Source organism: Lysobacter sp. TY2-98, from assembly GCF_003367355.1.
Classification (GTDB): Bacteria; Pseudomonadota; Gammaproteobacteria; order Xanthomonadales; family Xanthomonadaceae; genus Cognatilysobacter.
This window is the reverse complement of the sequence record NZ_CP031413.1, coordinates 921,884-948,396: the sequence shown is the minus strand read 5'-3', so window position 1 is coordinate 948,396 and position 26,513 is coordinate 921,884. Positions and strand designations below refer to the sequence as shown.

The following is a 26,513-nucleotide window of genomic DNA, read 5'->3' as shown; positions in this document are numbered from 1 at the left end:
CCGGGGGTCGCTTATGGTGCCACTGCCGCTGCGGCTGCGCGGGAAGGCCGCGTGACGGACCACAGTCGCAGTTCACGTCGACGCGGCGCGTCGACCACGTCCGGCCACGCCACGATGCGCTGGCCCCGCCCGTTCTGCCTCCAGATGACGCTGGCAATCGGGCCCTGCCAGTCGATGCGCAGATCATCCGCGCGCTCGTCGTCGACCGTCGCGGTGCCGTCTGCCCGCAGCATCACAGTGCGCGTGGCCCGTTGACGTTCCCGAGCGGCGAGCGCGAAGCCCCACGCCGCACAGGCGGGCGCGGCCGCACAGGCGGCGATCGTCGGCAGGTCCGTCAGGAACAGGCCGAGGCCGGCGATGACGCCGATCGCGACCAGCGCGATCGAAAGTGCCCGCGACGCGCCGAGTTCAAGGCGCAAGGGTGGCGATGCGTTCGACGAGGGTCTGGGTTTCGTCATCGTCGAGGCGGTCGTGTCCGAGGAAGGCGCGCCAGAGCTTATCGTCCTCGGTGGCGAGCAACCGTCGGAAAGTTTCCCGGTCCGCGTCGGACGATGCCGCCCAGCACCGGTCCAGCCAGCGCTCGAGCAACTGATCGAGCTCACGCATGCCGCGGCGACAGCGCCAGCGCAACGCCTTGAGTTCGACATCCGTGCTCATCGGACGAAGAACCCGATCGCGAGATAGACCCACAGCAGCCACAGCGCCACGCCGCCCGCCACATACACCATGAAACGGTGCATGACCTTGTTGTAGGTGACGTGGATCGTGCTGTGGGCGATACGCAGCGCGACGAAAAGCCAGGCCAGCGCGACGCTGATCGTGTCGACGCGATCGATACGGTCAGCAACCACCAGTGCGAGGTAGAACAGCACTGGCAGTTCGAACAGGTTGCGGAAGTTGTCCGCGGCGCGACTGTCGGTGAGCAGTGCAGCGGCCTGCGCGGACGTCGCAACCTTCTGCGGATGGATGCGTTCGCGCTTCATCTGCGCGATGCGCATGGTGTACATGCGCCACCAGACGATGGCCGTGAGCACGACCATCGCCAAGCCCGGCAGGTAGATCGCGCGGACGTCCATGACGTCGCGTATCAGACGCGACGCGCGAGCATCAGCTTCTTGATCTCACCGATCGCGCGCGCCGGGTTCAGCCCCTTCGGACAGGTGCGCGCGCAGTTCATGATCGTGTGGCAGCGATACAGCTTGAACGGATCCTCGAGGTCATCCAGACGCGCGCCAGTGTCCTCGTCACGCGAATCAATGATCCAGCGATAGGCCTGCAGTAGGATCGCCGGGCCGAGGTAGCGGTCACCGTTCCACCAGTAGCTCGGGCAGCTCGTCGAGCAGCAGGCGCAGAGGATGCACTCGTACAGGCCGTCGAGCTTCTTGCGGTCTTCCGGCGACTGCAGCCGCTCGCGATCGCTCGGCGTCGGGCTCTGCGTGCGGATCCACGGGCGGATCGACGCGTACTGCGCGTAGAAATGCGTGAGGTCGGGAACGAGATCCTTGACCACCGGCATGTGCGGCAGCGGATAGATCGCGACCTCGCCCGGACGGCAGTCGTCGATCGCCTTCGTGCACGCCAGCGTGTTCGTGCCGTCGATGTTCATCGCGCACGAGCCGCAGATGCCTTCGCGGCACGAACGACGGAACGTCAGCGTCGGATCGATCTCGTTCTTGATCTTGATCAGCGCGTCCAGAACCATCGGGCCGCACGTCGCGAGATCGACTTCGTACGTGTCGACGGTCGGGTTGCGGCCGTCGTCGGGATTCCAGCGGTAGACCTTGAAGACCCGGGCGTTTTTCGCGCCAGCGGCAGCGAAGTGACGGCCCTTCTGGATCTGCGAGTTCTTCGGGAGGGTGAATTCGGCCATGGTCGGTCGGTTCCGGTTCGTCCGCTGTCGCCGGCGGACGCGAAAGTCAGTAGACGCGCTTCTTCGGCGGCACCGGAGCGACGTCGTTGGTCAGCGTGTACGAATGCACCGGGCGATAGTCGATGCGGGTATTGCCCGCGTCGTCGATCCAGCACAGCGTGTGCTTCATCCAGTTCTGGTCATCGCGTTCCGGGAAGTCTTCGCGGGCATGGGCGCCGCGCGACTCCGTGCGGTTCTCGGCCGAGACGATCGTGACCAGCGCCTGGTCGAGCAGGTTCGCCAGCTCGAACGTTTCGATGAGATCGGAGTTCCAGACCAGCGAGCGATCGGTGACGCGGACATCGGCGAACGACGCATGGATTTCGCGCATCTTCGCGACGCCGTCCGCCAGCGTTTCGCCGGTGCGGAACACCGCGGCGTCGGCCTGCATCGTGCGCTGCATCTTGTCGCGGATGACCGCAGTGGGCGTGCCGCCGCTGGCGTTGCGCAGTGCGTCGAGGCGGCCGAGCGCCTTGTCGCAGGCGTCCGCGGCGAGCGGCGCGTGCGGCATGTCGGACTTGATCGTCTCCGCACAACGGTTCGCGACGGCGCGACCGAACACGACGAGGTCGAGCAGCGAGTTCGAACCGAGGCGGTTCGCACCGTGCACCGACACGCAGGCCGCTTCGCCGATCGCGTACAGACCTGGCACGACCGCGTCCGGGTTGCCGCCGCGCAACTGCACGACTTCGCCGTGATAGTTGGTGGGGATGCCGCCCATGTTGTAGTGGACGGTCGGAATGACCGGGATCGGCTGCTTCTCGACGTCGACGCCGGCGAAGATGCGCGCGGACTCGGCGATACCCGGCAGCTTCTCGTGAATAACTTCCGGGCCGAGGTGCGTGAGGTCGAGCAGGATGTGGTCCTTGTGCTCGCCGACCCCGCGGCCTTCGCGGATTTCCATCGTCATCGCGCGGCTCACCATGTCGCGCGGCGCCAGATCCTTCACGCTCGGCGCATAGCGCTCCATGAAGCGCTCGCCCTGGCTGTTGCGCAGGATGCCGCCCTCGCCCCGCACGCCTTCCGTGATAAGGCAGCCGGCGCCGTAGATGCCGGTCGGGTGGAACTGCACGAACTCCATGTCCTGCATGCCGAGGCCGGCACGCAGCACCATGCCGCCGCCGTCGCCCGTGCAGGTGTGCGCGGAGGTCGCGCTGAAATACGCGCGGCCGTAGCCACCCGTCGCGAGCACGGTGCCGTGCGCGCGGAACAGGTGCAGCGTGCCCGAGGCCATGTCGAGCGCGAGCACGCCGCGGCACGAGCCGTCCGCGTCCATGATCAGGTCGAGCGCGAAGTACTCGATGAAGAACTGCGCGTCATGCGCGAGCGACTGCTGGTAGAGCGTGTGCAGGATCGCGTGGCCGGTGCGGTCGGCTGCGGCGCAGGTGCGCTGTGCCGGGGGGCCTTCGCCGAAGCGCGTCGTCATGCCGCCGAACGGGCGCTGGTAGATGCGGCCGTCTTCGGTGCGCGAGAACGGCACGCCGTAGTGCTCGAGCTCGACGATCGCCGGGATCGCCTCGCGGCACATGTATTCGATGGCGTCCTGGTCGCCCAGCCAGTCGCTGCCCTTCACCGTGTCGAAGAAGTGGTAGCGCCAGTCATCTTCACCCATGTTCGCGAGCGCGGCAGCCACGCCGCCCTGCGCCGCGACAGTGTGCGAACGCGTCGGGAAGACCTTGGTGATGCAGGCGGTCTTCAAGCCCTTCTGGGCGAGGCCGAACGTGGCGCGCAGGCCGGCGCCACCGGCGCCGACGACGACCATGTCGAACTTGTGTTCCTGGATGGAATAGGCAGCAGGCATCGGGATTTCCGGATCAGGCGCCGAGCATGACGCGCACGACGGCGAGGACGCTCGCGAGGCCCGCGATCCAGCATGCGAACGTGATGAGCAGTTGCAGAATCGAGTAGCGGACGGCGGTGTGCACGTAATCCTCGACGATCACCTGCAGACCAAGGCGTGCATGCCAGAAGTTCGCGACGATGAAGGCGATCAGCAGCGTCGCGTTGACCGGATGGCCGACGCGCGCGCGCACCGTCGCGAAATCCGCGCCGACCAGCGAAATGATCAGGCCGACGACATACAGCACGAGAAACACCAGTGCGACCGCGGTGACGCGCTGCACGAGGAAATGATGCGTGCCGTCCTTCGCCGACCCCAGGCCAAGCGCGACCTTCAGCGGATGACGCAGCAGCGGACGACCGTTGTTGGCGCTCATGCGCCACCCCACTTCTGCATGGCGAGAAGCCAGACGATCGCGGTGAGCACGAGGCTGCCGATGATCGCGGTCCAGGCGCTCTTCACGAACGCCGGCACCGACGTACCGACGCCCATGTCCTGGGAAAGATGGCGGATGCCGCTGAGCAGATGAAACGCCAGCGCCCACGTCCAGCCGAACAGGATCAGGAAGCCCAACGGCGAACGCGCTGCGTGAGTGAAGTGGGACCAGCGGTCCGTGCCGGTCGCGAGGGCGACGAGGCCCCAGGCGACGAGCAGGCTGCCGAGCGACAGGATCACGCCCGTCGCGCGATGCAGGATGGAGCTGACCATCTGGACCTGCCAGCGATAGACCTGCAGGTGCGGGGACAACGGACGTTCGCGGTACGCCATGCGGGAGGTCTCGTTCTGATGCGGCGCGGCCGCGGGGTCGAGCGGGCGACGCTAGAAATCGATGCAGCGGCCGTCCTTTTCCCAGTCCCCGTAGCGTGTCGGCTCGGGGCCCGCTCGACCGCCGACCTCGCGCGGACGCGGCGTCGACAGTGTGGCGGGTGACGGCGCAGAACCCGGATTCTCCGGCGTTTCCTGCGGGGTGTCGGGGGGCGTCTGGCCTATCATTCGAGCGGAAAAGCTTAAATCCGGACCCCATGTCTGACAACCCGCAGTACGGCGCGTCGCGTCCGTTCGCTCTTCACGCGCTCCGCGTTCTGCAGCTTTCGGGCCGCGATGCGCTGGCGTTCGCGCAGGCGCAGTTCATGAACGACGTCACATCGCTCGCCGATGGCGACTGGCAATGGAGTGGCTGGCTCGACCCCAAAGGCCGCGTGCAGGCGCTGTTCGCGCTGCTGCGGATCGATGCGGAGACGGCGTGGGTCGTCACGGCGGCGGACGCCGAGACGTTGGCCGCGTCGCTTCGGCGATTCGTGTTCCGCAGCAAGGTGAAGATCGAGGACGCGAGCGTTCACGCGTCCGGTGTCTTCATGTCCCCGCAAAGCGCCACGGGTGGGCGCTCTGCGCGGACCGGCGACGCGATCGAGCTCGATCTCAGCGGCGATGCGGGTGGGCGGACGCTCGTTCTGGCGCCCTCGCCCGGCGCGGCGCCGACGATCGATGAGGAAGCGGCGTGGTGGCACCTCGATATCGCGCACGGCTGGCCCGGTCTTCCCGGCACGGCGCTCGACCACTGGACGCCGCAGCAACTGTCGCTTCAGCGCTTCGACGCCTTCAGCGTGAAGAAGGGCTGCTATCCCGGCCAGGAGATCGTCGCGCGCACGCATTTCCTTGGGCGCGCCAAGCGCGGGCTGGCGAGGCTGCGCGTCGGTGGTGACGCGTCGGCCGGCGATGCCCTAACCGACGCGGAGGGTCGCGACGTGGGTCAGGTCGTCGTGGTTCGGAGCGACGAAGCGCTGGCCGTCGTGCCGCTCGAGCCGGCGGACGCGGTGCTGCGTCTGCGTGATGGCGCTGTCGAACGGCTTGCGCTCGCGGACGGCCTGAAGCGCTGACGCACGCGCCGGCCGGCTTTGGGCCGACGCTTCACGACGATCATCCGCGACGTCCTCCGGCACGACGCGCATTCGCCGTCGTGGGGAGTCACTGAATCCGTCAACCCTTCGCGAGCACGTCCGCCGCGGCCACAATGTCGTCGTCCCCCGGAATGACCAGGAACGCGGCGCCCGCGAGCGGCGTGTAGGTATCGGTACCGACCACGCGCTGCAGCGGCGTCGCGCCGAGGCCGCCTTCCGTGAGCGCCGTGATCACGCCCTCGCCCACGCCTGCGCTCCGGCGCCCCTCGTCGACAACGATGATCCGCTTGGCGTTCTTCGCCTGTTCGACGATGTAGGCATCGTTGAGCGGCACCAGCCAGCGCAGATCGACGACCTTGGTCTTCCAGCCATGCGCCTGTTCGATTCGGCGCGCGGCGCGCAGGCTCATCGGCACGCCATTGCCGTAGCTGATGATTACGACATCATCGCCGTCGCCATACGTGCGCCCTTCGCCCAGCGTCATCGCTTCGCCCGGCGCCGGGAACGTCGTCAGCCACTGGCCGTCGCCCGCCTCGTACAGATCCTTGGTCATGTACAGCGCGATGGGCTCGAGGAAGATGCTGACGCGACCATCGACCTTCGCCAGCGCCATCAGGGTGCGCAGCATCGTCGCCGCGTCGTCGCCACGCGACGGGCAGCCCACGACGAGGCCCGGAATGTCGCGCAGCGCGGCGATCGAGTTGTCGTTGTGGAAATGTCCGCCGAAACCGCGTTGGTAGCCCAGGCCCGCCATGCGCACGACCATCGGATTGCGGTACTGGTCGTTGCTGAAGAACTGCAGGCTCGACGCTTCGCCGCGGATCTGGTCGCCCGCGTTGTGGAAATACGCGAGGTACTGGATCTCCGGCACGGGCAGCATGCCCATGTTCGCGAAGCCCTGCGCGAGGCCGAAGATCATCGTCTCGTCGAGAAGGGTGTTGAACACGCGGCGCGGACCGAACGCCTTGTACAGGCCCTTGGTCACCGTGTAGACGCCGCCCTTCTGCGCGACGTCCTCGCCGAACAGCAACGTCTCAGGATACTTCGCGAACAGGTCGTGCAGCGCGTTGTTGATCTGGATGGCCAGGTGACGCGGGGGCTGGTTCTCGGGGAGCTTCGCCTCACCGCCGAAGACTTCGGTGCGACGCTCTACGTAGTCGGTACGTTCCGCTTCCGCCTTCACCGCGGCTGGCGTGTACGGCGCGAGCGGCGCGATCACGTCGTCCAGCGCCTCGAGCTTCGGTCGACGATCCGCTTCCTCGGCGGCGGCGAAGCACTTCCTGCGCGTCGCTTCATACAGATCGAGTACGTCGTCCTTCGACATCAGCCCGGATTCGAGCGCGATGGCCGCCGAACGCAGCAGCGGGTCGGTCGCCTCGACGGCGCACAGCTCTTCGATCGAACGCCATTCGATCTCGAAGTCGGTGCCCGCGTGGCCCATGATGCGGGTGGTCTTGAGATGCAGGAACGTCGGGCGGCGCGTGCGTCGGCAATGCTCGACCGCGCGCTGCACGTCGCCGTAGCCCGTCGCGAGATCGAGGCCATCGGCGAAGAAATAGTCGAGGCCCGGCATGTGCTGGAAGCGGTTGGCGACCCAGCCGGTCGGCGTCTTCACCGAGATGCCGATGCCGTTGTCCTCACAGACGAACAGCACGGGCGCGGGCAGCTTCTGGTAGGCCGTCCACGCGGCGGCGTTGAACGCGGTCTGCGCGGTCGCGTGGTTCGACGAGGCATCGCCGAACGAGCAGATCGCGATGGAGTCGTCCGGGATCGGTAGCGCATGATCGATGCGACGACCCGTCTCGATCGCGATGGCGGTGCCCAGTGCCTTCGGCAGATGCGAGGCGATCGTCGACGTCTGCGGCAGCACCCACAACGGCTTGCTGCCCCACACCTTGTGGCGACCACCGCTGGCCGGGTCGTCCTTGCTCGCGGCGAAGCTGAGTGCCGAATCCATGATTGGATCCATCCCCGGCAGCTTCCGGAAGCGTTCGGCCATGAAACCGCCGGAACGGTAATGCAGGAACGCGGGGTCGGTGTGGCGCGTGGCGCGCGCAACCATCGCATTGCCTTCGTGACCGCTGCTGCCGATCGTGTAGAAGACCTTGTTCTGCACGCGCAAGACGCGCGCCATCAGGTCGAGGTGGCGACTGATCAGCTGCGACTCGAACAACTCGCGGAAGCTTCGCGCATCAAGCGCGCTGCCCTCGAGGACCGCTTCGTCCGGCGCGGGGCGCGCGTCGGGACGTCCGTCCCACGCCTTCACGAATTCGACGAAATTGACGTCGCAGATCTCGGCGCGGTTGACGCCCTTCATGCGGGCGGGAATCGGGTTCGGAAGCGTAGCGGCCATGCGGTCATCCGGGCGGACCGGAGCCCGCCTTGCGTCGTGGGAAATCAGGAGGATTGCGCGATCTGCGCAGCGGCACGTGCGTCGGGTTCGGCCATTGCGACGAAGCCCGGCGTCGCGCGTACGCGGGCGAGCCAGGCGCGGATCGCGGGATAGTCGTCAAGCGACACACCGCCGTGCGGCGCGACGTCGGTGTAGGCGAACAATGCGATGTCGCCGACGCCGTACGCGTCACCGGTGAACCAGTCGTGTGATTGCAGGTGCCGCTCCATCACGCGCAGCGCCTCGTGCGAGCGCTCGCGCAGGCGCGGGAGGTCGGCGCGACGCGGCGAGTCCGCGGGCGTCCAGCCGCAGATGAAGCGCGCGACGGCGACATAGGGCTCGTGGCTGTACTGCTCGAAGAACATCCAGCTCAGCGCCTGCGCGCGCGCCCATGCGTCCCCGGGCAGGTACGGCGTGCCATCGGCGAGCCAGCACAGGATCGCGTTCGATTCGACGAGGACGCGGCCGTCGTCGAGCTCGAGCATCGGCACCTTGCCGTTCGCGTTCTTGGCGAGGTACTCCGGCGTGCGCGTCGCGCCGGTGCTGCTGTCGGTCTCGACCCAGCGGTACGGGCGGCCGAGTTGCTCGAGCAGCAGGCGCACCTTGTGGCAATTGCCGGACGGCGAGAAGCCGTAAACCGTGATCACGCGGCGACGCCTCGACGTGCGCGCCATTCCTCGCGCGTCTGCCCCCAGATGTCGATCTGGAACTTGTCGTGCGGCGGCTGGAATATGCCGCGACCGCGGTTCGTCGCACCGAGTCGCTTGGCGACGTTCTGCGATGCGGTGTTCGCGACGTCGATCGAATGGATGATCTCCGTCCAGTCCAACGTGTCGAACGCCCAGTCCATCGCGGCCGCGCAGGCTTCGGTCGCGTAGCCCTTGCCCCAGGCATCGGGATGCAACGCGTAGCCGACTTCGGTGCCCGGCCAGCCCGCGGGCTGCCACGGGCCGGCCTGCCCCATCCACAGACCCGTCGCCTTCTCTTCGATGGCGAACATCGCGAAGCCCTGCACGGCCCACGCACCCGGCATCTGCAGGAAGCGACGCCAGGCGTCGCCGAGCACCAGCGGGCCGCCGATGTGGTGCGTTTCGGGCGCTGCGAACATCTCCGCGTAGCGCTCGAAGTCGTCCTTGCGCCACTGACGCAGGATCAGGCGTTCGGTTTCGAGCCGCGGGCCGTGGTCCGACATCTTCCTTCCTCTGCTCGGCGACGCGCGCGTCGCGGGACGATCCGGTGGCGCATGCATCGAGCGCCCAAGTGGAAACCGGCCCGAAGGCCGGTCCCGATGATCAGAACGCGTTGATGCCCGTCAGCTCGCGGCCGACCACCAGCTGGTGCACGGTTTCCGTGCCTTCGTAGGTGATGACAGATTCGAGGTTCAGCGCATGGCGGATCGCGCCGTGCTCGGTGGTGATGCCGGCGCCACCGAGCAGGTCGCGGCATTCGCGTGCGATGTCGATGGCCATGCGACAGTTGTTCCACTTCGCCAGCGATACCTGCGTCGGCTGCATCGTGCCGGCGTCCTTGAGGCGGCCCAGCTGGACGACGAGCAGTTGCGCGAGCGTGATGCGACGCGCCATCTCGGCCATCTTGATCTGCGCGCTCTGCGTCGCGGCGACCGGACGGCCGAACAGGATGCGCTCCTTCGTGTAGTTCACGACCTCGTCGAGGCAGGCGATCGCCGCGCCGATCGGGCCCCACGTGATGCCGTAGCGCGCCTGCGTCAGGCAGCCCAGCGGACCCTTCAGGCCCTTCACGTTCGGCAGGCGGTTCGCTTCCGGCACGCGTACGTTGTCGAAGTACAGCGCGCTGGTGACCGACGCGCGCAGCGACATCTTGTGCTTGATCTCCTGCGCGGCGAAACCCGGCATGCCCTTCTCGACGACGAAGCCCTGGATGCCGTCGTCCGTCTGCGCCCAGACGATCGCGATGTCGGCGAGGTTGCCGTTCGTGATCCACATCTTGGCGCCGTTGAGGATCCAGTCGTCGCCGTCGCGCTTGGCGTTCGTCTTCATGTTGGCCGGATCGGAACCGCCGTGCGGTTCCGTCAGGCCGAAGCAGCCGATGACCTTGCCCGCGGCCATGTCCGGCAGCCAGCGCATGCGCTGCTCTTCTGTGCCGTAGGCGTAGATCGGGTACATGCAGAGCGAGCTCTGCACGGAGACGAACGAGCGGATGCCGCTGTCGCCGCGCTCGAGTTCCTGGCAGATCAGGCCGTAGCTGACCGCGTTGAGGCCGGCGCAGCCGTACTTCTCCGGCAGTGACGATCCCAGCAGGCCCAGCTCCGCGATCTCCGGTACGAGTTCACGGGGGAAACGCCCTTGGTCGAAGGCCTCGCCGATGATCGGGATGACGCGCTCGTCGGTGAAACGCGCGACGGTGTCCTGCACGGCCCGCTCTTCCTCGGACAGCAGCGAACGGACGTCGTAGAGGTCGTACGGATTCAGGGCCATGCGGCGTTCGAACCTTGGGCGATGGAGCCCGATATTGTAGGCCGCCGTCACAATCCTTCGACACCCCCGACCCGACCGCCGGCGTCCCACGGGCACGAAAAAGGGCCGGTCGCCCGGCCCTCTTCCGTTTCCTCCCGAGGAATCCCGCTTAGCCGCGAGACGCGACCGCCGTCGACGTCACCACGCGGCCGTCGATTACCGGCAGCTGGGAGCCCGGACGCTCGTTCATGCGCACGGTGTGCTCGGTGCCTTGGTAGCGATACGTCACGTCGTAGCCGGCGACATTCGTATCCGTGCCGATCTTGATGCGGCTGCCTGGGCGGCTGGCCATGCGCTGCGTGCCAGTCGTACCGTCCGGATTCCGGAACGTCACGTTGTACGCGACCGTGCGCGAGCTGCTGGAGCGGTCGCTGACCGTGTGGCACTGCTGCTCGGTGCGATCCACGACCCGACCGCCGACATGGTTGCGGTCGACGCGGTTACCGATGAAACCGCCACCCACCGCACCGGCAACAGTCGCCAGCTTCTTGCCGTTGCCTGCACCGACCTGGTTGCCGACGAGGCCACCAATCAACGCACCCGCCACCGTGCCGCCGACGTTGCCGTCGCGCTCGGGCAGTCGTTCCTGGACCACGACGTCGTTACACACCTGACGCGGCGTGCTGGTCGTGCTGGTCTCCTTCACCGGATCGACCCCGATCACCTGCGCATAGCGCGGCGACGACGTACGCACCGGATCGACGTCGACGACGTCCGCATACTCCGCGCGCGGTGCGGCGAGTTCCGGGTTCGTCGGTGCGATGCGGCCCTGCGCGTCGGCCGACGCATCGAACTGCGTCGCACCGATCGCGGGCTGCGCTGCGGGCACGGCGACCGCCTCGTCGCGGTGATTGATCGAGCTGTAAGCCGCAACCGCGACGCCGCCCAGCAGCATCGAGCCGAGTGCGACCGCAAGGATGTTCTTGTCCATGAGAGCCTCCAACCAGTTCGTTCTGGCGTGGCTCGATTCGAGCACCGTGAAGCTGAACGATGACGGAGCGTGACGGGGTCTTAACGCCGTTCGTTCAGACGTGCACCGGCTGCGTCGCGCGACCGTGCTAGCGTCGCTCGCACCACGAGGTGACCATGGCCCGATTCCTGTTGAAACCCCTGCTCCGCCGTGCGGAGAAGCTGCGTCATCCCACGCTGTTCTGGATCACCGCGACGCTGTTCGTCATCGACCTGCTCATTCCCGATTTCATTCCGTTCGCGGACGAGATCATCCTCGGCCTCGCGACGCTGCTGCTGTCGCGCTGGAAGAACGACGACGGAACGCTGCCGCCCCGATGACGTTTCTGGTCGACAGCCACTCGCATCTGGACGTCGATGAGTTCGACGCCGATCGGGCGCAGGCGGTCGAACGCGCGCGGGCGGCGGGTGTGACGCGGCAGATCGTTCCGGCGATCGAAGCGGCGACGTGGCCGGCGTTGCGTGCGGTGTGCTCGGAATTCGACGGGTTGTTTCCCGCGTATGGCCTGCATCCGATGTTCCTGGAGCGTCATGCGGACGCGCACGTCGACGCGCTGCGGCGATGGATCGAATGCGAGCGGCCGGTCGCGATCGGCGAATGCGGGCTGGATTACTTCGTCGAAGGCCTCGATCGCGAGCGGCAGCGCGTGCTGTTCGACGGCCATCTCCGTCTGGCGCGTGAATTCGACCTGCCGTTGATCGTGCACGCGCGGCATGCGGTCGACGACGTCATTGCCGCCGTGCGTCGCATCGGTGGGTTGCGCGGTGTGGTGCACAGCTTTTCCGGCAGTCGGCAGCAGGCCGAGATGCTGTGGGCGAATGGCTTCCTGATCGGTCTCGGTGGACCGGTGACGTACGAGCGTGCGAACCGTCTGCGGACGCTCGCCGCCACGATGCCGATCGAGCATCTGCTGCTGGAAACGGATTCGCCCGATCAACCCGACGCTGCGCATCGCGGCGAGCGCAACGAACCGGCGCGACTCGTCCACGTGCTTGCTGTCATCGCATCGCTGCGCAGTCAATCGGGGGACGAGGTCGCCGCCGCGACGACCGCCAACGCCGAACGCCTGTTCGGACTCACGCCGCAGCCGCTGCCTTCGGCTTGAGCAGCATCTCGATCGCCTTGCCCACCATTGCGAACGCGAACGCCCCGGTGATGTGCGTCGCCGCACCCAGCCCGCCGCTGCAATCGAGCTTCAGGCTGTCGCCGTCCGCGGTCGGCCGGATGCCACAGACGCTGCCGTCGGCCTGCGGATACTTCACGTTCTCCAGCGAATAGACCGCGGGAATGCTGAAGTAGCGGTCCTTGTTCCGCGGAAAATTGAACTCGGCACGCAGCTTCTTGCGCACCAGCGCGAGCATGGCGTCGTGTTCGGTGCGCGACAGGTCACGGACGCGCACCAGCGTGGGATCGGTGCGCCCGCCGGCCGAACCACTGACCACCAGCGGAAGCTTGCGTCGGCGGCACCACGCGATCATCTCGACCTTGCTTCGGAAGCTGTCGCAGGCGTCGATGACCAGATCAAGCTCCGCGTCCAGGTGCGTGGCGAGGTTGGTCGCGGTGATGAAGGCCGGCACCGGCTCGACATCCATCAACGGACTGATGCGTTGGCAACGTGCGGCCATCGCAGCGACCTTGGCGTGGCCGTAAGTACCGTCCAGCGCTGGGAGTTGGCGATTGGTGTTCGAGACGCAGATGTCGTCGGCGTCGATCAACTTGAGATAGCCAACGCCGGATCGCGCCAACGCCTCGGCCACCCACGAACCCACGCCGCCCAGCCCCACCACGGCGACGCGGGATCGCACCATTCGCGCCACGCTCCCCGCGCCATAAAGTCGGTCGATTCCGGCGAAGCGTTCGGTCCAGGCCGGGTCGAGGTCGTGCGTCTGCATGTGTGCATTCTAGGCGGTGCGCGCGTGAGGGCGGGCGCGACGCAGCTGCGTGCTATGGTCGCGCGCACCTCGCGCATCCATCAGGAACACGCCCGATGTCCGATCTCAATGCTTCGTCGCCCGCCCCGCCCCGCCGCGGCAACGGCACCCGCTACCTGTTCATGGCGCTGCTCGGCCTGGTGGTCGGCGTCGTGGCAAGCGTGATGATCATGAACGCCCTCGACGCGCGAAAAGACAAGTATCCGGAAGCCGTGATGCACGTGATGGCTGCGCACATGCATGCGCTCAAGGACAGCGTCACCCAGAACCGCTGCGCCGCGACCGACGTCATTCCGAATCTGCAGGCGATCCGCACGATGTCCAACGACATCGAGCCGGCGTTCAAGGACATGCGCGACGACGAGAAGTTCGGCAAGTACGCGAGCGACCTGCGCGCCGCGGTGGATGCGTCGCTGGCCACGCCGCCGCTCAACTGCCCGGGCGTGCAGGCCGCGGCGGCCAAGCTCGGGGAAGCCTGCGAGAACTGCCACAAGTACGTGCACCAGTGAGTGCCGCGCGAAGAACTCTCCGCTGAACGCATGTTCGGCGTTTGATAACGCGTTCACCGGTGCGCTCCCAGCATCGATCGCACATGGCGACAGCCATCGTCCCGATCACGACCTACCGGAGCGCCCCCCATGAGTGTCCAACTTCGTATCGTTTCCCTTGCGGCCGCGTCGATGATCGCGCTGGCCGGCTGTGCGACCTCGCCGTCCTCGACCTATGCGGGCGGCCCGCCGCCGGCGAACAGCTACGGCACCTGCTACGACTGCGGCGTCGTCACCCGCATCGAAACCGTCGGCACCGGCACCCCGAGCTCGGGCGTGGCGGGCGGCGTGATCGGTGGCGTCGTCGGTGCGGCCGCCGGCCATGAGCTGACCAAGGATTCGAGCAACGGCAAGCAGAACACCGCGACCGTCGTCGGCGCTGTCGCCGGCGCCGCGGCCGGTGCCGCGATCCAGCGCAACATGAATTCCGGCGCCACATACAACGTCTATGTCCGCATGGACGACGGCCGCACCACCATGGTCAGCCAAGCCGATCTGGGTGGCGTGCGCGAGGGTTCGGCGGTGCGTGTCTACAACGGCAAGGTCTGGGCCCGCTAAGCCGGTCCGCGTCACAGTTCAGAAAACGGCTCCGCAGGTCGGAGCCGTTTTCGTGTCCGGTCCATTCGCCGCTTTGCGTTTGCTGCGCCGCGACATGCGCCAACCTGACCGGGGGGTTAACGTCGGGCCGTCCATCCCGGACGCCCACCCACTCCCCCGAGGTGCCGAATGAACCGCCTGCCCCTGCTCGCCGCCGGTAGCGTCCTGCTCGCCGGTCTCGCCCTGAACGTCGCCGCCGATGCTTCGGTCCAGTCGGCGCGCTTCAATCCGCTGCGCGTCGCGATCGTCGCCTCGACCAGCCAGTCGTCGTTCCTGGGCGCGGTGGACGTCGATGTCACCAATACGAGCAACCGCACGGTGCGCATGCCGGCCTGGCAGCTGCCGTCGCAGTTCCTGCAGTCGGATGTCTTCAGCATCACCCGTGATGGCCGTGACGTCGCCTACGAAGGCCCGATGATCAAGCGCGGCCTGCCGCAGGCGGCGGACTTCGTGGTCCTGCGTCCGGGCGAGACGGTGCGCACCAGCGTCGACCTCTCGGCCTTCTACGATCTCTCGAGCTCCGGCGAATACACGGTCACCTACAAGGCGCCGCTGCAGCACGCGTCCCTGTCGGGCGGCGAGATGCTGATGACGGCGAACGGGCTGCCGATGACGGCGCAGAGCGCGCCGTTGAAGCTCTGGGTCGACGGCACCGACCAGCTCGCCGGCACCCGCACGCTCCAGGCGCAGGCCAAGCCGAGCGCGGGCGCGACGGTGGTCAACGGCGTCTCCTACAAGAGCTGCTCGACCACCCAGATCAGCACCGCCGGCAGCGCGGTGAACGCGGCGCGCAACTACTCCGAGAACGCCAAGGGCTACCTCAACGGCGGCACCGTCGGCGCGCGCTACACCACGTGGTTCGGCGCCTACACGTCGTCGCGCTATTCGACCGCACGCCAGCATTTCGTGAACATCGACAACGCCATCGACCAGAGCGGTGGCCAGGTCACGATCAACTGCGGCTGCAACCAGAGCTACTACGCCTACGTCTATCCGACCCGCCCCTACGAGATCTTCGTCTGCAAGGCGTTCTGGTCGGCGCCGCTGACGGGCACGGACTCGAAGGGCGGCACGCTGATCCACGAGATGAGCCACTTCAACGTGACGGCGGGCACGGACGACCACGTCTACGGGCAGAGCGGTGCGAAGAGCCTCGCGTCGTCGAATCCGGACCAGGCGCTCGACAACGCCGACAACCACGAGTACTTCGCCGAGAACAATCCCTCGCAGAAGTAACGATCCTCCCCCATGGGGATGAGGGAAGCCCGGCTTCGGCCGGGCTTTTCTTTTGGGGAGCGCGATGACGGCGACGACGCGACGTCCTGCAGAATGCGGACGTCCTTTCGCGGAGGTGCCCGTGTCCGACCTGTCCACGCTGTGGTACGTGCTCGCCGTCGTGCTGGTGATCGTCGGCATTGCCGGCACCGTGCTGCCCGCCCTGCCCGGCATTCCACTGGTGTTCGCCGGCTTGTTGCTCGCGGCGTGGGCCGACGGCTTCCATCACGTCGGCGGGTGGACGCTGGGCATCCTCGCGGTGCTCACGATCCTCTCCTTCGCCGTCGACCTGCTCGCGACTGCGATGGGCGCCAAACGCGTCGGCGCGAGCCGGCTGGCGCTGATCGGCGCGACCATCGGCACCCTCGCCGGCCTCTTTTTCGGCTTCATCGGCATCTTCGTCGGCCCGTTCGTGGGCGCGGTGATCGGTGAGCTGGCCCATCGCCGCAAGCTCCACGACACGGGCCATGCCGCAAAGGTCGGCGTCGGCACGTGGGTCGGGCTCCTGCTGGGCACGGTGCTCAAGCTCGTGATCGCGTTCGGCATGCTCGGCCTGTTCGCCGTGGTGTGGGTCGCCCACCAGGGGAGCTAAGCGGCTTCACGCGGACTTGCGAAGCGGCCGTCCAGAGTCGCGCTCCATGAAATTCCGATTGCAGTGGAGCCGCCGCAGAATGTTCTGGACGATCGCCCTCACCGCATTGGCGACGGTGCTTCTCGTGGTGATCGCAATGAATTTCGCGACGCCCGAAAAGAAGCTCGAGAGTCGCGTCGTCCACAAGTACGCGAGCACCGAGCCGCAATTCCTGCGCGAGATGGGCGTGATGCTCGGGCCGTCGATCGTGCCGGGCAACAAGGTGACGGTGCTCGAGGACGGCGACCAGATCTTCCCGGCCATGCTCGAAGCCATCGCGGGCGCGAAGCGCACGGTGACCTTCGAGACCTACATCTGGTGGGAGGGCGAGATCGCGAAGAAGTTCAGCGCCGCGCTCTGCGAGCGCGCGCAGGCGGGCGTGGCGGTCAACGTCACCGTCGACTGGGCGGGCAGCATCAAGATGGACAGCTCGATGCTGAAGAAGATGCAGGACTGCGGCGTCCACATCGAACGCTATCGCCCGCTGCACTGGTACAACCTGGGCCGCCTCAACAACCGGACGCACCGCAAGCTTCTGGTGGTCGATGGGCGCGTCGGCTTTACGGGCGGCGTGGGCATCGGCGATCCGTGGCTGGGTCATGCGCAGGATCCGGACCACTGGCACGACCTGCACTTCAAGATCGAAGGCCCCGTCGTGTCGCAGGTGCAGGCCGCCTTCAACGACAACTGGATCAAGACGACCGGCCGCGTACTCAACGGCGAGACCTACTTCCCGGCCGTCGAACCTGCCGGAAACATGTCAGCGCACATGTTCATCGCCTCGCCCGCCGGCGGCGCCGAGAGCATGCACCTGATGTTCCTGATGGCGATCGCCGCGGCGAAGACCAGCATCGACATCGAGGCCGCCTACTTCATCCCCGACCCGCTGCTGCGCGACGCGCTGATGGCCGCGCGTCACCGCGGCGTGCGCGTGCGCCTGCTGCTGCCGGGCCCGTACATCGACTCCGAGACGGTGCGCATCGCGACCAAGAAGGAATGGGGGCCGCTGCTCGCCGCCGGCGCGGAAATGCACCTGTACCAGCCGACGATGCTGCACGTGAAGCTGATGATCATCGACAAGTACATGGTCTCGGTCGGATCGACCAACCTCGACCAGCGTTCGTTCCAGTTGAACGACGAGGCCAGCCTGAACGTCTACGACGCCGACTTCGCCGAGCACATGACGCAGGTGTTCGAGCGCGACCTGAAGTCGACCAAGCCCTACACCTACGCGATGTGGGCATCGCGGCCCTGGAAGGAGAAAATGTCGGAACGCTTTATCGTTCCGATCAAGTCGCAGCTCTGACCCGAGGTCCAGGTGCCCATCCGCCGTACCGCCAGCGTCGCGCTGGCCTTCCTGCTGCTGTTCCTGTCGACATCGTTCGTTTTTGCCCAGGACGCCGTCTGGCTCGCCCGGGCCACCGGCGCGACGGCACCGGCAACGCCCACCGCGCGCGACGCCGAGATCGCACGCGCCGTCGGCACACGCATCCGCGCGGTGCCCGGTTTCAGCCAGGTCACCGCGACGGTGACCGGCGGCGTGGTGCGCCTCGAAGGCTCGGTCGGCGGCGAGGACGACCGCGCGCACGCCGAGCAGATCGCCGCGCAGCAGCCCGGCGTGGTGCGCGTCAGCAACCAGCTCCAGATCGCGGGCAGCGTGTCGACGCGCCTGAAGATCGCGCTGCAGCAGGTCGGCAGCAAACTGATCGGGCTCGTCGCTCGCCTGCCGCTGCTGCTCGTCGCCGCGCTCATCGTGCTGTTCGCCTGGTGGGTCGGCCGCACCGTGAGCCGGCGCATCCACCTGTCGCGTTTCAGCGCCAACAACCCGTACATCGACGCGCTGGTCGCGCGGCTGATCAACTGGATCATCCTGCTGGTCGGCCTCGTCATCGCGCTGGATCTCATGGAAGCCACCGCGATCGTCGGTGCGCTGCTGGGCTCCGCCGGGGTGGCCGGCATCGCGATCGGCTTCGCCTTCCGCGACATCGCGGAGAACTACGTCGCCGGCATCCTGCTCAGCCTGCGTCGCGGCTTCTCGCCGGGGGATCACATCCTCGTCGACAAGTACGAGGGCAAGGTCGTCGCGCTGACGTCGCGCTCGACCATCCTGATGACGTTCGACGGCGTGCAGGTCGCCGTGCCGAACGCGCTGGTGTTCAAGTCGGTGGTGAGCAACTACTCGCAGAACCCGAAGCGCCGCTTCGAGTTCGCGATGCTGATCGACGTCAACGAATCGATTCGCGAATCGCAGGAAATTGCGATCGCCGCGATCACGCAGACCAAGGGCGTGCTGGCCGACCCGGCGCCGTCATGGTCGGTCGATGGATACCTGTCCGGCGGCATCCAGCTGAAGTTCCAGGGCTGGGTCAGCCAGCGCGACAGCGACCTCGGCAAGGTGCGCAGCGAGGCATTGCGTGCGGTGAAGTCGGCGTACGAAAAAGCCGAGATCGACGGCCCGCGCCCCGTGCAGTACAGCTTCTCCGCGCCGCTGCCGCCGGATATCGCGCGTCGCATCGGCATGGCCGTGACGCCGCCGCCCGACAACGAACCGAAGGGCGGCGCGGACACGTCGGTCAATCGCGATATCGATGCGCAGGTGGATGCGCAACGCGCCGCGCATGACGATGAAAACCTGATCTGACCGCACGTCGGACGGCGCGCGGATTTCACGCGCGTCGTCGCGAACGGGCGCAGCCTGTGCGACAGGCAGGATCGACACTGGCGTCAGGGAGGACACCATGCAGCTTCGACGCATCCTTTCGCTCGATGGCGGCGGCATCCGCGGTCTTGTCACGTCCCGTTGGCTCGCCGGTGTCGACGGCGCGCTTACCGCTGCGGGCAAGCCGCACATTCCGGGCAGTTTCGACCTGCTCGCTGGCAGTTCGACCGGCGGCCTGATCGCCTGCGGCCTCGCCCTGGGGCGCTCGCCCGACGTGCTCGCGCAGCTTTACCTGCAGCGCCGCCACGAAATCTTTCCCGGAATCGCACGACGCCTGTGGTCACGCGCGTCGCGCTTCTTCAGCGATGGCCCGTCGGCGCCACGCTACGACGGTCGCGGCCTCGAAGCAGTGCTGGCCGATGTGTTCGGCGATGCGCGCCTCGGCGACTGCACGATCAAGACGCTGGTCACCAGCTACGACACGATCAACCGCAAGCCGGTGATCTTCAAGAGTTTCAAGCCCGAGCATGCGGACATCCGCGTGCGCGACGTCTGCCGTGCCACCGCCGCCGCACCGACCTATTTCCCCGCGCACCCGTTGCGCGTCGAAGGCCGCGACTGCGCGCTGATCGACGGCGGCATCGTCGCCAACAATCCGACGGCCTGCGCGATCGCCGAGGCGCTGCGCAAGGACGAGACCGTCGACTGCACGCGCGACCTGATCGTGGTGTCGGTCGGCAGCGGCGAACGCACGCGCACGATCGACCTTCGCTCGGCGCGCGAATGGGGCGCGCTGGAATGGGCGGTACCGATCATCGACGTGCTGTTCGACGGCAACGCCGAATCGGTCGACTACATCGCGCAGCACGTCGTGGGCGACGCCTACTACCGCCTGCAGACGCCGCTCACCATCGGACTGGATGACCTCGACGACGTGAGCGACACGAACATCGCGGCGCTCGAAGCGCTGGCGCGCGGCTACCTCGCGCAGGCGGCGACGCAGCAGATGCTGAGGGCGCTGGCGGCGAAGCTCTGAGGCGCGCGCGTCCAGAAGTGGGGCCGCAGAGACGACGATGCCCGGCGGGCCGGGCATCGTCGAAGTCCATCAGGCCGATTCGACGACCACCGGAATCGTGCCGATCTTCGCCTGCCATTCGCGCGGCCCCGTCGCGTGCACCGACGTGCCGTTCGAATCGACCGCGACGGTCACCGGCATGTCCTGCACGGTGAATTCGTAGATCGCTTCCATGCCGAGGTCTTCGAACGCGACGACGCGCGAGGCCTTGATCGCCTTCGACACCAGATACGCCGCGCCGCCCACCGCCATCAGGTAGGCCGAGCGGTGCTTGCGGATCGCCTCGATCGCGACCGGGCCGCGTTCGGCCTTGCCGACCATGCCGAGCAGGCCGGTCTGCGCGAGCACCTGTTCGGTGAACTTGTCCATGCGTGTCGCGGTGGTCGGGCCGGCGGGGCCGACGACTTCGTCGCGCACCGGATCCACGGGGCCCACGTAGTAGATGAAGCGGCCGCGCAGGTCAACGGGCAGCGTCTCGCCCTTGTTGAGCATGTCCACCATGCGCTTGTGCGCGGCGTCGCGACCGGTGAGCAGCTTGCCGTTGAGCAGCAGCACTTCGCCCGGCTTCCACGAGGCGACATCGTCCTGCGTCAGCGTGTCGAGGTTCACGCGACGGCCCTTCGACGCGTCGTAGGTGAGTTCCGGCCAGTCGGCGAGCGATGGCGGATCGAGCATCACCGGGCCGCTGCCGTCGAGCGTGAAATGCGCATGCCGCGTGGCGGCGCAGTTCGGAATCATCGCCACCGGCAGGTTGGCCGCGTGCGTCGGGTAGTCCTTGACCTTGATGTCGAGCACGGTCGTGAGGCCGCCGAGGCCCTGTGCACCGATGCCCAGCGCGTTGACCTTCTCGTACAGCTCCAGGCGCAGTTCTTCCGCGCGATTGGACGCGCCACGCTGCTGCAGTTCGGTGATGTCGATCGGCTCCATCAGCGACTCCTTCGCCAGCAGCATCGCCTTCTCGGCGGTGCCGCCGATGCCGATCCCGAGCATGCCCGGCGGGCACCAGCCGGCGCCCATGGTCGGCACGGTCTTGAGCACCCAGTCGACGATGGAGTCGGACGGGTTGAGCATCGCGAACTTCGACTTGGCCTCGGAACCACCGCCCTTCGCGGCGACGATCACGTCGACCTTGTTGCCCGGCACGACCTTCACGTTGACCACGCCGGGCGTGTTGTCCTTCGTGTTGATGCGCTTGCCGGCCGGATCGGCGAGCACCGAGGCGCGCAGCTTGTTGTCCGGATGGTTGTACGCGCGACGCACGCCTTCGTGGACCATGTCCTCGACCGACATCGTTGCGTCGTCCCAGCGCACGTTCATGCCGATTTCGAGGAAGACGGTGACGATGCCGGTGTCCTGGCAGATCGGCCGATGGCCCTCGGCGCACATGCGCGAATTGATGAGGATCTGCGCGATCGCATCCTTCGCGGCCGGCGACTCCTCGCGCTCGTACGCGGCGGCGAGGCTCTTGATGTAGTCGACCGGGTGGTAGTAGCTGATGTACTGCAGCGCGTCGGCGACGGACTGGATCAGGTCGTCCTGGCGGATGGCGACAGGCGCGGACGGAGCGAACGGAGCGGTCTGGGCGGACACGGCGGGCACGGCTGCGGGGAAACCGCCATTTTACCGCCCCGCCCGGCCCGGCCGCTCAGGCGCTGCGGGCCAGCGTCGGGTCGGTGCGTTGCAGCAGCTGCGCCAGCGCGGTCGACGACAGCGGCCCGCTGAACAGCGTGCCCTGCAGGCCGCCGCAACCCCAGCGCGCAAGCAGCTCGCGGTGCGTTTCGGTCTCCACGCCCTTGGCGACGACATCGCACTGCATCGCGAAACCGGTGCGGCACACCGCCTCGGCGATGCGACGTGCGCGTTCGTCGTCGACCAGCGCATGCACGATCGCGATGTCGACCTTCAACGCGTCGAAACCGAAATCGACGAGCTGCGAGACGCTGGCCTGCGTGGTCGCGATGTCGTCGATGGCGACCTTCACCCCCATCGCGCGCAGGTCGGCGACGAGCGCGCGCGCCGGCTCGCCGAGCGCGAACAGCTGGTCGCCGCGGAACTCGAGTTCGAGCCACTGCGGATCGAGCGTCGCGCGGGTGAGCGCGGCGTCGACCTGCGCGAGCAGGCGCTCGGCATCGAAGCGGGCCAGCGACACGTTCACCGACAACGGCAGGCGCGGAAGACCGGCCTGCTGCCAGGCCGCGTTCTGCAGACAGGCGCGGCCGAGCACCCACTCGTCGATCTGGATGATCAGGCCCGTTTCTTCGGCGACGGCGAGGAAGGTTTCCGGCAGCAGCACGGTGCCATCGGCGCGACGCCAGCGCAGCAGTGCTTCGATCGACGAGAAATTGCCCGTGCGCGCATTCACCACCGGCTGGTAGTCGAGCACGAAGTCTTCCGCCGCAAGCGCGAGGCGCAGATCGTTCTCGGTGCGCATGCGCACCTCGGCGCGCTCGCCCATCAGGTCGGTGAAGTAGCTGTAGCGCCCGCGACCGGTTTCCTTGACGTGATAGAGCGCCGTGTCGGCCTGCTTCATCAGCGTGCGGGCCTCGCGCGAATCCTGCGGGAACAGCGAGATGCCGACGCTGGCACCGACGCGCAATTCGTGACTTTCGAACGCGATGGGTTGTTCGACGGAACGGATGAGCTTCTCGGCGACGCGCGCGGCATCGCGTGGATCGGCGAGGCGCTGCAGCAGCAACACGAATTCGTCACCGCCCTGGCGGCTTACCGTGTCGTCCTCGCGCACGCAGTCGCGCAGGCGCTGGGCGACTTCCTGCAACACCTTGTCGCCGACGGGATGGCCGAGCGTGTCGTTGATCGGCTTGAACTTGTCGAGGTCGATGTAGAGCACCGCGCCGCGGTTGCCGCGGCCGACCGTCGCCAGCGCCTGCATCAGGCGGTCCTGGAACAGCACGCGGTTCGGCAGGCCGGTGAGCGCGTCGTGCTGGGCCATGTGCGCCAGCGCCTGCGCCTGTTCGCGTGCGTGGCTGACATCGCGCAGGAGCAGCACGCCGCCGATCCCGCGCCCGTGCGCATCGCGGAGCGGCGACGCGGATTCCTCGACCACGCGCTGTTCGCCATCGCGACGCACGAGTTCGCGTTCGCCTTCACGTCGCATGGCCTGGCCGGACTTCAGCGCGTCGCGCAGCACCGACACCTGCGGCACGCCGCTGGCCGACTCGACCAGCTTGATCACGTCTTCCAACGCGCGGCCCAGCGCATCCTCGCGGGTCCAACCGGTGAGCGCGGTCGCCGCCGGGTTGAACGCGGTGATCGCACCGGACGGGTCGACCACGACCAGCGCATCGCTGATCGAATCGAGCGTCGCCTGGGCCTGCGCCTGCGCCGCGCGCGCGGCGTTTTCGAGCGCGACGTGGCGACTGAGATCGCGCAGCGTCACGACCGAGCGCCCGCCGTGCTCGCCCGGCATTGCGCCGAGCTTGAGTTCGACCGGGAAGGTCATCCCGTCGCGACGGCGCACGCGCAGGCCCGCTTCGCCTGCTGCGGGCGTGACGCCTTCCGATTCACTGAGCCACGTCGGCAGCGGTGTGCCGATCAAATCGCTGGCGGACGCACCCAGCAGCGTCGACGCCGCTTCGTTGTGCATGAGGATGCGTCCATCCTCGTCGAGCACCAGCGTGGGCTCGGGCGATGCGTTCACCAGGGTGCGCAGGTCGCGCTCGCCCTGCTTGCGCCAGGTGATGTCCTCGGCCAGCAGATGGAAACCGTCGATGGCGCCATCGACGCCGAAGTACGGTTCGAGGCGGATGTCGAGCGCACGATCGCCGCGATCGGCCTGCAATTGCTGCGGCGCGCCGGCCATGGCGCGCGCGGCGCTGGTCGCGAGCTTTCCGGCGAACTCCAGACCGAGCACGTCGCCCAGCGTCGCGCCTTCGATGCGGTCGCGCGCCAGGCCCGTCCACGTGCGATACGCGTCGTTGACGTGGCGATGGCGCAGGTCGCGATCGAAGGTCGCGACCAGCCCGGGACTCTTCTCGGTGAGCGTGAGCAGATGGCCGCTCGCGGCGCGCAATCGCGCACGCACGCGATCGCGCTGGTGCGTGAGCAGGCTGCCGACGAGCGCGAGGGCGAGCATCGTGGCGACGAGGCCGAGCGCAGCCGCCGTCGACCACCCGCCCGCGATGCGCGAGAGCGTGGCCGCGCCGTAGTCGGCAAGCACCAGCGCGGCGATCGCGAACACCAGCGCCAGCACACCCAATGTGCGCGGGCGACCCGCCGCCGCGAGCGCGAGCAGGCCGATCGCGAGCAGCGGCACGAGACGCGGCGAGAAGATCGACAGCGCACCCGCGCCGAGGAGCAACGCGAGCGACAACACCAGCGTTGCGCGACGCGGATCCTCGGCGAACGGATCCGGCGGGTCGACCGCCGCGAGCGTGAGCGCCGCGGCGAACGCTGCGATGGCGCCGACGACGATGGCCGGCCACAGCGCGAGCCAAGCGCCCTGCAGCAACGGAACGCCCTGCGTGCACAGCCACGCGAGCACGGCCGCGACTGCGGCCAGCGTGGCGAGCGCGATCGATGCGGGCGCGGGATCGTCCCAGTCCGCATGCGGTTGCAGCTGGCGCACCAGCACGCGGATGCCACCGACGATCGAGGTGGCCGCGGCGGTCGTGACGATCGCGGTGGCCGGCGTCACGCGCGCGGCGAACAGGCCCGCGGCCATGCCGAACGCGGGTGCGAGCCAGCGCAGGTCGGCGCGGCCGGGCAGCGGTCGCGCCAGCCACATGCCGCACCAGCCACCCACTACCAGACCGACAACGCCGGCAGCCATCCACGGCGACGGAATGCGCGCCACCGCCGCCATCAGCAGGCCTGCCAGCACCGCGAACGCGACGGGCGCGCGCAGCAGGCGCGCCGACGCGAGGCTCCGTTGCCGGGCCTCCGTGGTCGGAGCCGATCGTTCGCGTGATTCGCGGGGGGACGTGATCAAGTTGCCGCCGGTAGGTCGCTGTACGTCACTTGTGGGTCAATAACGGCATTCTGTTAACGGATCGCAGCATGAAACTGTGCAGCCGATAACAGCTCGCCACCCGTCGCGATACCGTCATCGCGCGGACTGGCGATACGGTCACACCCTTGTCCTGTTCAGCCGGGGAGACGCCATGCATCGCGCCGCCGTTGCCACGCTCGTTCTATGCGCGCTTGCCACCGCGGGTTGCCGGGCCGGCGATGCGCCGCCGGTGCCCGTTTCGACGGCGGCGCACGTTGCGGACGCCGCGCCGCGGATTACCCGTGTCGCCAGCGGGCTCGAACACCCGTGGGGGCTGGCGCTGCTGCCCGACGGGCGCTTCCTCGTGACCGAACGCCCCGGTCGCCTGCGCTATGTCGAACGCGACGGTCGTCTGTCCGCGCCCATCGAGGGCGTTCCGGCCGTGTGGGCGCAGGGCCAGGGCGGCCTGCTCGACGTCGCGCTCGCACCCGACTTCGCGAGCAGTCGACGCGTCTACCTCACCTATGCCGAAGCCGGCGCGGACGGCACCGCGGGAACGGCCGCAGGGTACGGCGTCCTCGACGGCCCACGCCTCACCGGATTCAGCGTGATCTACCGGCAGGAACCCAAGCTGGAAGGCCCCAACCATTTCGGCTCGCGACTGGCCTTCGACCGCGCCGGCCACGTCTTCATCAGCCAGGGCGAGCGCTTTCAGCGCATGCGTGCCCAGGATCTGAGCATGCTGCAGGGCAAGCTCGTTCGGCTCACGCTCGACGGCGCGATCCCGCCCGACAACCCGTTCGTGGGCCGCAGCGATGCGCGCCCCGAGATATGGAGCTACGGCCACCGCAACGTGCAGTCGCTGTCCATCGATCCGCGCACCGGGAAACTGTGGGAGGCCGAACACGGCCCGCGCGGTGGCGACGAAATCAACCTTCCGCAGCCGGGAAAGAACTACGGCTGGCCGATCGCGAGCCACGGCAAGGACTACGCGACGCCCTTTCCCTACCCCGAAACGAAGGGCACTGACGTGCCGGGCATGGAGTCGCCGTACCACGTGTGGATGAAATCGCCCGGGCTGTCGGGCATGGCGTTCTACACCGGCCACCCCGGCTCGAAGTGGAACGACAGCCTCTTCCTCGGCGCCCTCGCCGACCGTTGCCTGATCCGCCTCACGCTCGACGGCGACCGCATCGTGTCGGAAGAACGGCTGCTGGAGGACCGCAAGCTCCGCATCCGCGACGTGCGCATCGGCGCCGACGGCGCGGTCTACGTGCTGACCGACGAAGACGACGGCGAACTGCTGCGGCTCGAACCACCGCGCTGACGCCGCCACAGCGCGCCC

At 67.7% G+C, this 26,513-nt stretch carries 27 protein-coding genes; 11 read left to right on the top strand and 16 right to left on the bottom strand.

Annotated features, from left to right (window positions below):
* Nucleotides 1–11: 11 nt before the first annotated feature.
* The 8 genes from DWG18_RS04545 to DWG18_RS04510 are packed head-to-tail and all read right to left on the bottom strand — an operon-like array spanning nucleotide 12 to nucleotide 4,742.
* Nucleotides 12–419, bottom strand: coding sequence for a hypothetical protein (locus tag DWG18_RS04545; RefSeq protein WP_115645818.1), 408 nt, complete (start codon nucleotides 417–419; stop codon nucleotides 12–14).
* A complete protein-coding gene (locus tag DWG18_RS04540; protein ID WP_115645816.1) occupies nucleotides 409–657 on the bottom strand; it encodes a succinate dehydrogenase assembly factor 2 in 249 nt (82 codons plus the stop codon). The genes DWG18_RS04545 and DWG18_RS04540 overlap by 11 nt, the downstream gene beginning before the upstream one ends.
* Nucleotides 654–1,076, bottom strand: a complete 423-nt coding sequence (locus DWG18_RS04535) for an MAPEG family protein (RefSeq protein WP_115645814.1) — start codon at nucleotides 1,074–1,076, stop codon at nucleotides 654–656. The genes DWG18_RS04540 and DWG18_RS04535 overlap by 4 nt, the downstream gene beginning before the upstream one ends.
* 11 nt (nucleotides 1,077–1,087) lie before the next feature.
* On the bottom strand, nucleotides 1,088–1,870 hold the full coding sequence (locus DWG18_RS04530) for a succinate dehydrogenase iron-sulfur subunit (protein WP_115645812.1): 783 nt from the start codon (nucleotides 1,868–1,870) through the stop codon (nucleotides 1,088–1,090).
* 46 nt (nucleotides 1,871–1,916) lie between these two features.
* Nucleotides 1,917–3,710, bottom strand: a complete 1,794-nt coding sequence (gene sdhA / locus DWG18_RS04525; RefSeq protein WP_115645810.1) for a succinate dehydrogenase flavoprotein subunit — start codon at nucleotides 3,708–3,710, stop codon at nucleotides 1,917–1,919.
* Between the two features lie 13 nt (nucleotides 3,711–3,723).
* Nucleotides 3,724–4,125 (bottom strand): succinate dehydrogenase, hydrophobic membrane anchor protein, encoded by a 402-nt coding sequence (sdhD, locus tag DWG18_RS04520; protein WP_115645808.1) that lies wholly within the window; start codon nucleotides 4,123–4,125, stop codon nucleotides 3,724–3,726.
* Nucleotides 4,122–4,517 carry a succinate dehydrogenase, cytochrome b556 subunit gene (gene sdhC / locus DWG18_RS04515; RefSeq protein ID WP_115645806.1) on the bottom strand — a complete coding sequence of 132 codons (396 nt, stop codon included), beginning with the start codon at nucleotides 4,515–4,517 and terminating at the stop codon, nucleotides 4,122–4,124. Before sdhC ends, sdhD begins: the two co-directional genes overlap by 4 nt.
* A gap of 51 nt (nucleotides 4,518–4,568) precedes the next feature.
* The gene (locus DWG18_RS04510; RefSeq protein WP_115645804.1) at nucleotides 4,569–4,742 is read right to left on the bottom strand and encodes a DUF1674 domain-containing protein; all 174 of its coding nucleotides are present in this window, start codon (nucleotides 4,740–4,742) and stop codon (nucleotides 4,569–4,571) included.
* Nucleotides 4,743–4,771: 29 nt separating this feature from the next.
* Between DWG18_RS04510 and DWG18_RS04505 the strand changes: the two genes are divergently transcribed.
* Nucleotides 4,772–5,626 carry a folate-binding protein YgfZ gene (locus tag DWG18_RS04505; RefSeq protein WP_115645802.1) on the top strand — a complete coding sequence of 285 codons (855 nt, stop codon included), beginning with the start codon at nucleotides 4,772–4,774 and terminating at the stop codon, nucleotides 5,624–5,626.
* A gap of 100 nt (nucleotides 5,627–5,726) precedes the next feature.
* On the opposite strand, the gene DWG18_RS04500 is transcribed toward DWG18_RS04505, so the two are convergent.
* The 5 genes from DWG18_RS04500 to DWG18_RS04480 form a co-directional block, all read right to left on the bottom strand.
* Nucleotides 5,727–8,000, bottom strand: coding sequence for a thiamine pyrophosphate-dependent enzyme (locus DWG18_RS04500; protein ID WP_115645800.1), 2,274 nt, complete (start codon nucleotides 7,998–8,000; stop codon nucleotides 5,727–5,729).
* A 44-nt stretch (nucleotides 8,001–8,044) separates the two neighbouring features.
* Nucleotides 8,045–8,683, bottom strand: a complete 639-nt coding sequence (locus DWG18_RS04495; RefSeq protein ID WP_240318638.1) for a glutathione S-transferase family protein — start codon at nucleotides 8,681–8,683, stop codon at nucleotides 8,045–8,047.
* Complete coding sequence (locus DWG18_RS04490; RefSeq protein ID WP_115645796.1) at nucleotides 8,683–9,231, bottom strand: GNAT family N-acetyltransferase; 549 nt, start codon at nucleotides 9,229–9,231, stop codon at nucleotides 8,683–8,685. The genes DWG18_RS04495 and DWG18_RS04490 overlap by 1 nt, the downstream gene beginning before the upstream one ends.
* Before the next feature lie 100 nt (nucleotides 9,232–9,331).
* Nucleotides 9,332–10,495 carry an acyl-CoA dehydrogenase family protein gene (locus DWG18_RS04485; protein WP_115645794.1) on the bottom strand — a complete coding sequence of 388 codons (1,164 nt, stop codon included), beginning with the start codon at nucleotides 10,493–10,495 and terminating at the stop codon, nucleotides 9,332–9,334.
* 148 nt (nucleotides 10,496–10,643) lie between these two features.
* On the bottom strand, nucleotides 10,644–11,465 hold the full coding sequence (locus DWG18_RS04480) for a glycine zipper 2TM domain-containing protein (protein WP_240318601.1): 822 nt from the start codon (nucleotides 11,463–11,465) through the stop codon (nucleotides 10,644–10,646).
* 155 nt (nucleotides 11,466–11,620) lie between these two features.
* Here DWG18_RS04480 and DWG18_RS04475 point away from each other — a divergent pair, with 155 nt between their 5' ends.
* Both DWG18_RS04475 and DWG18_RS04470 read left to right on the top strand, forming a co-directional pair.
* Complete coding sequence (locus DWG18_RS04475) at nucleotides 11,621–11,824, top strand: DUF6116 family protein (RefSeq protein WP_115645792.1); 204 nt, start codon at nucleotides 11,621–11,623, stop codon at nucleotides 11,822–11,824.
* Nucleotides 11,821–12,609 carry a TatD family hydrolase gene (locus DWG18_RS04470; RefSeq protein WP_115645790.1) on the top strand — a complete coding sequence of 263 codons (789 nt, stop codon included), beginning with the start codon at nucleotides 11,821–11,823 and terminating at the stop codon, nucleotides 12,607–12,609. The genes DWG18_RS04475 and DWG18_RS04470 overlap by 4 nt, the downstream gene beginning before the upstream one ends.
* Here the strand turns inward: DWG18_RS04470 and DWG18_RS04465 are convergent.
* Nucleotides 12,581–13,396, bottom strand: a complete 816-nt coding sequence (locus DWG18_RS04465) for a tRNA threonylcarbamoyladenosine dehydratase (protein ID WP_115645788.1) — start codon at nucleotides 13,394–13,396, stop codon at nucleotides 12,581–12,583. The genes DWG18_RS04470 and DWG18_RS04465 overlap by 29 nt on opposite strands.
* A gap of 95 nt (nucleotides 13,397–13,491) precedes the next feature.
* On the opposite strand from DWG18_RS04465, the gene DWG18_RS04460 reads away from it, so the two are divergent.
* From DWG18_RS04460 to DWG18_RS04430, 7 genes are all read left to right on the top strand, one after another.
* The gene (locus DWG18_RS04460) at nucleotides 13,492–13,944 is read left to right on the top strand and encodes a hypothetical protein (RefSeq protein WP_115645786.1); all 453 of its coding nucleotides are present in this window, start codon (nucleotides 13,492–13,494) and stop codon (nucleotides 13,942–13,944) included.
* A 129-nt stretch (nucleotides 13,945–14,073) separates the two neighbouring features.
* The gene (locus DWG18_RS04455; RefSeq protein WP_115645784.1) at nucleotides 14,074–14,541 is read left to right on the top strand and encodes a glycine zipper 2TM domain-containing protein; all 468 of its coding nucleotides are present in this window, start codon (nucleotides 14,074–14,076) and stop codon (nucleotides 14,539–14,541) included.
* Nucleotides 14,542–14,709: 168 nt separating this feature from the next.
* Complete coding sequence (locus tag DWG18_RS04450; protein ID WP_115645782.1) at nucleotides 14,710–15,816, top strand: M35 family metallo-endopeptidase; 1,107 nt, start codon at nucleotides 14,710–14,712, stop codon at nucleotides 15,814–15,816.
* Nucleotides 15,817–15,931: 115 nt separating this feature from the next.
* The gene (locus tag DWG18_RS04445; RefSeq protein WP_240318600.1) at nucleotides 15,932–16,447 is read left to right on the top strand and encodes a DUF456 domain-containing protein; all 516 of its coding nucleotides are present in this window, start codon (nucleotides 15,932–15,934) and stop codon (nucleotides 16,445–16,447) included.
* Nucleotides 16,448–16,526: 79 nt separating this feature from the next.
* Nucleotides 16,527–17,792, top strand: a complete 1,266-nt coding sequence (locus tag DWG18_RS04440; RefSeq protein ID WP_115645778.1) for a phospholipase D-like domain-containing protein — start codon at nucleotides 16,527–16,529, stop codon at nucleotides 17,790–17,792.
* Between the two features lie 12 nt (nucleotides 17,793–17,804).
* Nucleotides 17,805–19,127 (top strand): mechanosensitive ion channel domain-containing protein, encoded by a 1,323-nt coding sequence (locus tag DWG18_RS04435; RefSeq protein ID WP_115645776.1) that lies wholly within the window; start codon nucleotides 17,805–17,807, stop codon nucleotides 19,125–19,127.
* Between the two features lie 97 nt (nucleotides 19,128–19,224).
* Entirely contained in the window at nucleotides 19,225–20,181 is a 957-nt protein-coding gene (locus DWG18_RS04430; protein WP_115645774.1) for a patatin-like phospholipase family protein, read from the top strand.
* A gap of 69 nt (nucleotides 20,182–20,250) precedes the next feature.
* Here DWG18_RS04430 and DWG18_RS04425 read toward each other — a convergent pair whose 3' ends face one another.
* Nucleotides 20,251–21,810, bottom strand: a complete 1,560-nt coding sequence (locus DWG18_RS04425) for a fumarate hydratase (protein ID WP_115648031.1) — start codon at nucleotides 21,808–21,810, stop codon at nucleotides 20,251–20,253.
* A 55-nt stretch (nucleotides 21,811–21,865) separates the two neighbouring features.
* Nucleotides 21,866–25,168, bottom strand: a complete 3,303-nt coding sequence (locus DWG18_RS04420; RefSeq protein WP_115645772.1) for an EAL domain-containing protein — start codon at nucleotides 25,166–25,168, stop codon at nucleotides 21,866–21,868.
* A 172-nt stretch (nucleotides 25,169–25,340) separates the two neighbouring features.
* On the opposite strand from DWG18_RS04420, the gene DWG18_RS04415 reads away from it, so the two are divergent.
* Nucleotides 25,341–26,495 (top strand): PQQ-dependent sugar dehydrogenase, encoded by a 1,155-nt coding sequence (locus tag DWG18_RS04415; protein ID WP_115645770.1) that lies wholly within the window; start codon nucleotides 25,341–25,343, stop codon nucleotides 26,493–26,495.
* The last annotated feature ends 18 nt before the right edge of the window (nucleotides 26,496–26,513 follow it).